The sequence below is a fragment of the Hydrogenophaga sp. genome, from assembly GCF_022844385.1.
Lineage (GTDB): Bacteria > Pseudomonadota > Gammaproteobacteria > Burkholderiales > Burkholderiaceae_C > Hydrogenophaga.
The window spans coordinates 1-6993 of sequence record NZ_JALHLX010000157.1 but is presented as its reverse complement, the minus strand read 5'-3'; the positions used below and the strand labels follow the sequence as shown (position 1 = coordinate 6993).

Annotated in this window: 9 protein-coding genes and 1 pseudogene; 3 read left to right on the top strand and 7 right to left on the bottom strand. The window is 65.3% G+C overall.

Features of this window, described 5'->3' with window-relative positions:
• The 7 genes and pseudogenes from Q0C59_RS17625 to Q0C59_RS17595 all read right to left on the bottom strand — a co-directional run.
• Positions 1-152: pseudogene (locus Q0C59_RS17625) on the bottom strand (50S ribosomal protein L6); the annotation flags it as partial.
• A gap of 22 nt (positions 153-174) precedes the next feature.
• Complete coding sequence (rpsH, locus tag Q0C59_RS17620) at positions 175-570, bottom strand: 30S ribosomal protein S8 (RefSeq protein WP_056268992.1); 396 nt, start codon at positions 568-570, stop codon at positions 175-177.
• Positions 571-588: 18 nt separating this feature from the next.
• Positions 589-894: a 30S ribosomal protein S14 gene (gene rpsN, locus Q0C59_RS17615; RefSeq protein ID WP_159603318.1), complete on the bottom strand. Its 306-nt coding sequence runs from the start codon at positions 892-894 to the stop codon at positions 589-591.
• Between the two features lie 8 nt (positions 895-902).
• Complete coding sequence (rplE, locus tag Q0C59_RS17610; protein WP_069048688.1) at positions 903-1442, bottom strand: 50S ribosomal protein L5; 540 nt, start codon at positions 1440-1442, stop codon at positions 903-905.
• Positions 1443-1444: 2 nt separating this feature from the next.
• Positions 1445-1765, bottom strand: coding sequence for a 50S ribosomal protein L24 (gene rplX / locus Q0C59_RS17605; RefSeq protein ID WP_086118905.1), 321 nt, complete (start codon positions 1763-1765; stop codon positions 1445-1447).
• 9 nt (positions 1766-1774) lie between these two features.
• Positions 1775-2143 carry a 50S ribosomal protein L14 gene (gene rplN, locus Q0C59_RS17600; RefSeq protein WP_056268999.1) on the bottom strand — a complete coding sequence of 123 codons (369 nt, stop codon included), beginning with the start codon at positions 2141-2143 and terminating at the stop codon, positions 1775-1777.
• Between the two features lie 200 nt (positions 2144-2343).
• Entirely contained in the window at positions 2344-3927 is a 1584-nt protein-coding gene (locus Q0C59_RS17595) for a glycerol-3-phosphate dehydrogenase/oxidase (RefSeq protein WP_291217961.1), read from the bottom strand.
• 131 nt (positions 3928-4058) lie between these two features.
• Here Q0C59_RS17595 and Q0C59_RS17590 point away from each other — a divergent pair, with 131 nt between their 5' ends.
• From Q0C59_RS17590 to Q0C59_RS17580, 3 genes are all read left to right on the top strand, one after another.
• Positions 4059-4853: a DeoR/GlpR family DNA-binding transcription regulator gene (locus Q0C59_RS17590; protein WP_291217958.1), complete on the top strand. Its 795-nt coding sequence runs from the start codon at positions 4059-4061 to the stop codon at positions 4851-4853.
• A gap of 19 nt (positions 4854-4872) precedes the next feature.
• On the top strand, positions 4873-6366 hold the full coding sequence (gene glpK, locus Q0C59_RS17585) for a glycerol kinase GlpK (RefSeq protein WP_291217956.1): 1494 nt from the start codon (positions 4873-4875) through the stop codon (positions 6364-6366).
• A 32-nt stretch (positions 6367-6398) separates the two neighbouring features.
• Positions 6399-6993, top strand: a 595-nt coding sequence (locus tag Q0C59_RS17580; RefSeq protein ID WP_291217954.1) for a pyrroline-5-carboxylate reductase, incomplete at its 3' end; no start/stop codon positions are given.

The following is a 6993-nucleotide window of genomic DNA, read 5'->3' as shown; positions in this document are numbered from 1 at the left end:
GTCAGCGCGCCGTTGTTGCTTTCAACCTTGACCAGCGCGTTTTGCGCCAGCGCCAGAGCACCCAGGGTGCCCTTGACGTTGATCAGGTCGTCTTTGACGGCGATCTCGACCCCGGCAGGGATGGAGACCGGCAGTTTTCCAATACGTGACATTAATTGCTCCTCAATGCCCGCATCAGGCGACGTAACACAGGACTTCGCCGCCGACACCGGTGGCGCGAGCCTTGCGATCGGTCATCACACCCTGGGGCGTGGTGACGATGGCCACACCCAGACCGTTCTGGACCTGGGGGATGGCATTGCGACCGCGGTAAACGCGCAGGCCAGGACGGCTCACACGCTCGATGCGCTCGATCACGGGACGGCCAGCGTAGTACTTCAAGGCGATTTCAAGTTCGCTCTTGCCGTCATTGTTCTTGACCTGGAATCCGTCGATGTAACCCTCGTCCTTCAGGACTTGGGCGATCGCGGCTTTGACCTTGGAGGCCGGCATCGACACGGTGGACTTCTCGACCATCTGCGCGTTGCGGATGCGGGTCAACATGTCGGCGATAGGATCACTCATGCTCATTTGTGGTTCTCCTAGGGCTTACCAGCTGGCTTTGGTGATGCCGGGGATTTCTCCGGCAAACGCCATTTCACGGACCTTGGCGCGAGCCAGGCCGAAGTGAGCGAAAGTGCCGCGCGGACGACCGGTGATCTCGCAGCGGTTGCGCTGGCGGGTCGGGTTCGAGTTGCGGGGCAGCTTTTGCAAACCCAGGCGGGCCGCATCACGCTCTTCGTCGGTCTTCTTGACGTCGTTGGCGACGGCTTTGAATTCGTTGTATTTCTTGGCGAACTTGGCGGCGAGTTTCTCGCGCTTGAGTTCACGTTGCAGTAGTGCTTGTTTAGCCACGCGCCACCTCAGTTCTTGAACGGGAAACGGAAACCAGCCAGAAGAGCCTTGCACTCTTCGTCGTTCTTGGCGGTCGTCGTGATGCTGATGTTGAGGCCGCGCAAGGCGTCAACCTTGTCGTACTCGATCTCAGGGAAGATGATCTGTTCTTTAACGCCGACGTTGTAGTTGCCGCGGCCGTCAAACGAGCGGCCGGAGATACCACGGAAGTCACGCACGCGAGGCAGAGCCACGGTGACGAAGCGGTCCAGGAATTCGTACATCTTGGCGCCGCGCAGGGTCACCATGCAGCCGATGGCTTGTTGCTCGCGGATCTTGAAACCGGCGATGGCCTTGCGAGCCTTGGTCACAACAGGCTTCTGGCCGGCGATCTTGGTCAGGTCGCCCACGGCGTTGTCCATGACCTTCTTGTCGGCCACGGCTTCGCTCACGCCCATGTTCAGCGTGATCTTGGTGATGCGGGGCACCTCCATGATCGACTTGTAGCCGAACTTCTCCACCAGGCTGGGCGCGATCTTGTCGCGGAAAATTTCTTGCAAACGTGCCATGGTCATGCCACCTTGATTTCTTCGCCGCTGGACTTGAAGACGCGCACTTTCTTGCCGTCAGCCAGGAGCTTGATGCCCACGCGATCTGCCTTGCCCGTTGCGCCATTGAAGATGGCGATGTTGGACTGGTGGATGGGCATGGTTTTTTCGATGATGCCGCCGGTCACACCCTTCATGGGGTTCGGCTTGGCGTGCTTCTTGACGATGTTCACGCCTTCGACGACGAGCTTGCTGTCGTCGGCACGGAGCACGACCTTGCCGCGCTTGCCCTTGTCGCGTCCTGCGATCACGATGACTTCGTCACCACTGCGAATCTTGTTCATGATGATTCCTCAGAGAACCTCGGGCGCCAGCGACACGATCTTCATGAACTTTTCGGTGCGCAGCTCGCGCGTCACCGGTCCGAAGATGCGGGTGCCGATGGGCTCCAGCTTGGCGTTGAGCAACACTGCTGCGTTGCCGTCGAATTTGATGAGGGCGCCGTCTTGACGACGGATGCCTTTGGCGGTGCGAACCACCACAGCGTTGTAAACCTCGCCTTTTTTGACGCGGCCACGGGGCGCTGCTTCTTTGATGGTGACCTTGATGACGTCGCCCACGCTGGCGTAACGCCGCTTGGAGCCGCCGAGCACCTTGATGCACATCACGGACTTGGCACCCGTGTTGTCGGCAACATCGAGTCGAGATTGCGTTTGGATCATTTGATTTAAGTCCCAACTTGAATCCCCCCAGCCACCACGGCCGGGAGTGATCAGTCTTGGGCCCGCCGTCCAGAACCGGAGTGGCCTGAGCCAGTTCCAGCCCCTTCCGAGTGGGCAGATTGCCTCGCTTTTTTGGAGCGAAGCCGCGCAGTATCACATGGTTTCGGCGGCCTGTCAACGCACTGACCTGTGAAATACCTCTAAATTGCGTTGGAGGCAGGCAGATACCGGGCGCTCAGGTCCAGAAACGACTGCAGCGCCGGGTCCGTGCCCAGCTCCTGCTGGAGGATGTTGGCCACGGCGGGCGCCAGTCGAGCGGCCTCGGCGGCGTCCAGGAACAGGATGCGCGAGCGCCGTGCGAGCACGTCTTCCACCGTCTGCGCGTGTTCGAAGCGGGCGGCGAAGCGCACCATGGCCTCGGTCAGACCACCCCCCAGGGCGTTGTCTTGCCCGGGGCAATCGTTCACCTGCACCCCATCTGAACCATACAGATGCAGGCCGGGCGCCGCGTGCAGGGGTGTGGCCGGGCTGGCCATGGCCGCACCCTTCAACTCATGCGTCGCGCTCTGTCCGCCTGCACGCCGGGGCAGGAGCTGGCTTGCAAAGCAGCGCTCCAATACATCCTCGGCCATGGCACGGTAGGTGGTCCATTTGCCCCCGGTCACCGTGACCAGGCCATTGGGGTCGACCACGATGGTGTGTTCACGCGACAGCACCTTGGTGCTGCCCTCGGCGGCAGCCGGCGCCGCCACGAGTGGGCGCAGGCCCACCCAAAGGCTTTTGATGTCCTGGCTCCGCACTGGCCTGCTCAGCGCCTGGCTGGCCTCGCCGAGGATGAATTCCAGTTCTTCGGCAAAGGCGTCGGGTTCACGCGGCAGGTCCTTGCGCGGCGTGTCGGTGGTGCCCAGCACCAGCTTGCCCAGCCAGGGCACGGCGAACAGCACGCGTCCATCACGCGTCTTGGGCACCAGCAGCGCATGGCCGCCGGGCATGAAGTCGCGGTCCACCACCACGTGAACGCCCTGGCTTGGGCTGACCATGCGCGAGGGTGTGCCCGGATTGGCGGGCGGCTGGGTGTGGTCTCGCAAGGCATCAACCCAGACGCCGGTGGCGTTGACCACACAGCGGGCCTGCAACTGGAATGAGCCGCCGCCTCGCCGATCGGTGACATCGACCAATGAAAGCGGGCCCTCACTGCCAGACAACTGCCTAACTGCCTTGACTTCGGCGTAATTCAGAACATGCGCCCCGGCGGCTTCCGCACTGCGTGCCAGCGCCAGCGCCAGACGGGCGTCGTCGAACTGGCCATCCCAGTACTTGACGCCGCCGCGCAACCCGTCGGGATTCACACCCGGCAGGGCCTGCAAGGTTTGCGCACGGCTGAGAAATTCGGTGCGGCCCAGACCTGCCGAACCCGCAAGCAGGTCGTAGAGCTTGAGCCCGATGCCGTAGAACGGCGTCTGCCACCACTTGTACGACGGCATGACAAAAGGCAAAGGCTGCGCGAGGTGAGGCGCGATGCGCAGCACCGTGGCGCGCTCGGCCAGTGCCTCGCGCACCAGCGCCAGGTTCCCCTGCGCCAGATAGCGCACGCCGCCGTGCAGCAGCTTGGTGGAGCGGGACGAGGTGCCGCCAGCGAAGTCGTGCGACTCCAGCAGCACGACCGAGAAACCGCGCAGCGCCGCGTCAAGCGCGACCCCGAGACCGGTGGCACCGCCACCGACGACAGCGAGGTCGTAGACGCATTCACGGCTTAGCGATTCGATCAGTTGGGAGCGGTTCATTTGAGTGGGTGCTTGACCAGCGATGGTAGCGCGGGTAAGTTCGCTTTGATTCGTTTTGATTCGAAGCCCGCAAACATCGAACCAAATACCCGCTCCAACGGTGCCCGCTGCGCTTCTGCCTCAACGCGCCCATGAACCTCAACCCCCGCCACACCGAACTGCTCGACGAAGTGCGCGCCCACGGCCCGCAGACCATCGAGGCGCTGGCCGAACGCTTCGGCGTCACGCTGCAAACGGTGCGCCGCGACGTTCAGCGCCTGGCCGAGGCCGGTTTTCTGTCGCGTTTTCACGGTGGCGTGCGCCTGCCCGGTTCGACCACCGAGAACATTGCCTACCGCCAGCGCCAGGCCATGCAGTCCGACGCCAAGGCGCGCATCGCCCGCGCCGTGGCGCGGCGCGTGCCCAACGGTTGCTCCCTGATCATGAACATCGGCACCACCATCGAGGCCGTGGCGCGCGAACTGCAGCACCACCGCGGCCTGCGCGTGATCACCAACAACCTGCACATCGCCTCGCTCATGAGCACGCACCCCGACTGCGAGGTCATCGTGGCCGGCGGCGTGGTGCGCGGGGCCGACCAGGGCATCGTGGGTGAAGCCACGGTGGACTTCATGCGCCAGTTCAAGGTCGACATCGGCCTCATCGGCATCAGCGGCATCGAGGCCGACGGCTCTCTGCGCGACTTCGACTACCGCGAGGTCAAGGTGGCGCGCGCCATCGTCGAACAATCGCGCGAGGTCTGGCTCGCGGCCGACCACAGCAAGTTCAACCGCCCTGCCATGGTCGAGCTGGCGCGGCTGGACGACATCGATGTGGTGTTCACCGACCAGCCACCGCCGCCGCCGTTTGGCGACCTGCTGACCCAGGGCAACGTCGAATGCGTGCTCGCGGGCAGCGACACCCACAACCACACGGCCAACGCCTGACCCTTCTTCGGACAACACCATGACCTACCTGCTTGCCCTGGACCAGGGCACCTCCAGTTCGCGCAGCATCGTGTTTGACCACGCCGGCCGCGTCGTCACCATGGCGCAGCGCGAGTTCCCCCAGATCTACCCACAGCCGGGCTGGGTGGAACATGACCCGCGCGACCTCTGGACCACGCAGCTGGAGACAGCGCGTGAGGCGTTGAAACAGGCGAACCTGCGCGCCGAGCAGATCGCGGCCGTGGGCATCACCAACCAGCGCGAGACCACCGTGGTGTGGAACCGCAAGACGGGCGAGCCGGTCTGCAACGCCATCGTCTGGCAGGACCGCCGCGCCGAAGCCACCTGCGCCGAGCTGCGCGAACGGGGCGCGAGCGACACTGTGCTGCAGAAGACCGGCCTGCGCATCGACGCCTACTTTTCCGGCACCAAACTCAAATGGATCCTGGAAAACGTGTCCGGCGTGCGCGCCCAGGCCGAGCGCGGCGAACTCGCCTTCGGCACGGTCGACAGCTGGCTGATCTGGCAGCTCACCGGCGGCGCGCGCCATGTGACCGACGTGAGCAACGCGTCGCGCACCATGCTGTTCAACGTGCACACCCGTCAGTGGGACGACGAGCTGCTGGCGCTGCTCGACATTCCCAAAAGCCTCATGCCCGAGGCCCTGCCGTCGAGCGCGCACTTCGGCGAGATGAAGGCCGAGTGGCTGGGCGCGCCGCTGGAGATTGGCGGCGTGGCCGGCGACCAGCAAAGCGCCCTCTTCGGCCAGGCCTGCTTCACCGCCGGCATGGCCAAGAACACCTACGGCACCGGCTGCTTCATGCTCATGCACACCGGCGAACGTTTCCAGATCAGCCAGAACGGCCTGATCACCACCGCCACGGCGCAGCCACCTGGGCCGCAGCAGTACGCACTCGAAGGCAGCGTGTTCATCGGCGGCGCGGTGGTGCAGTGGCTGCGCGACGGCCTGAGTGCCATTGAGTCGAGCAGCGAGGTGCAAGCCCTCGCCGAGAGCGTGCCCGACGCCGGCGGCGTGGTGCTGGTGCCGGCCTTCACCGGCCTGGGCGCGCCTTACTGGCGGCCCGAGGCGCGCGGCAGCATCACCGGCCTCACGCGCGGCACCACCATGGCCCACATTGCACGCGCCGCACTCGAAAGCATCGCCTTCCAGAGCGCGGCCCTGCTCGACGCCATGAGCCGCGATGCGGTGGCCGCCGGCGGCGTGCCGGTGAGTGAACTGCGGGTGGACGGCGGTGCCTGCGTGAACGACCTGCTGATGCAGATCCAGGCCGACCTGCTGGGCATCCCGGTGGTGCGGCCCGCCGTGATCGAGACCACCGCGCTGGGCGCGGCTTACCTCGCTGGCCTGCACACCGGCTTGTACGGCGGGCTGGACGAACTCTCGAAGCAGTGGCGCGCCGAGCGCACCTTCCACCCCACGCTGTCGCGCGAACACGCGGCCGAGAAGATGGCGCAGTGGGAGCACGCGGTGCGCCAGACCGTGGCGCAATGAAGCGGCGGGTGGATGCACGCGACAATGGCGCGATGAACACCCCCACCCACCCCACCATCACCTTCATCGGCGGCGGCAACATGGCCAGCGCCATCGTCGGCGGCCTGCTCCGACAGGGCCACCCGGCCAGCGCACTGCAGATTGTTGAACCCTGGGACGAACAGCGCACCAGGCTCGCGCAACAGTTCCCCGGCGTCTCGGTCCTCGCCGCCGCCAGCGCGGATCTGCGCCCCTCGGACCTCGTGGTCTGGGCCGTGAAGCCGCAAACCTTCAGGGACGCCGCACTCACCAGCCAGCCGCATCTGTCCAACGCGCTGCACCTGAGCGTGGCCGCCGGCATCACCAGCGACAGCATGGCCGGCTGGCTGCAGACGCAGCGCATCGTGCGCGCCATGCCCAACACGCCGGCGCTCGTCGGCTTGGGCATGACGGGCCTGTTCGCCCGCGAAGGCGCCAGCGCCGCCGACCGTGCACTGGTCGAGGCCGTGGTGAAAACCACCGGTGAACTGGTGTGGGTGAGCGCCGAACCACAGCTGGACGCGGTGACCGCGCTCTCGGGCTCGGGCCCGGCCTACGTGTTCTATTTCCTGGAGGCCATGCGCGACGCCGGCACCCGCATGGGCCTGC

Excerpts from the sequence above, each read along its gene's own strand:
- rpsH (WP_056268992.1), bottom strand. The coding sequence starts at position 570 with ATGAGCATGAGTGATCCTATCGCCGACATGTTGACCCGCATCCGCAAC.
- rplE (WP_069048688.1), bottom strand. The coding sequence starts at position 1,442 with ATGGCACGTTTGCAAGAAATTTTCCGCGACAAGATCGCGCCCAGCCTG.
- rplX (WP_086118905.1), bottom strand. The coding sequence starts at position 1,765 with ATGAACAAGATTCGCAGTGGTGACGAAGTCATCGTGATCGCAGGACGC.
- rplN (WP_056268999.1), bottom strand. The coding sequence starts at position 2,143 with ATGATCCAAACGCAATCTCGACTCGATGTTGCCGACAACACGGGTGCC.
- Q0C59_RS17595 (WP_291217961.1), bottom strand. The coding sequence starts at position 3,927 with ATGAACCGCTCCCAACTGATCGAATCGCTAAGCCGTGAATGCGTCTAC.
- Q0C59_RS17590 (WP_291217958.1), top strand. The coding sequence starts at position 4,059 with ATGAACCTCAACCCCCGCCACACCGAACTGCTCGACGAAGTGCGCGCC.
- glpK (WP_291217956.1), top strand. The coding sequence starts at position 4,873 with ATGACCTACCTGCTTGCCCTGGACCAGGGCACCTCCAGTTCGCGCAGC.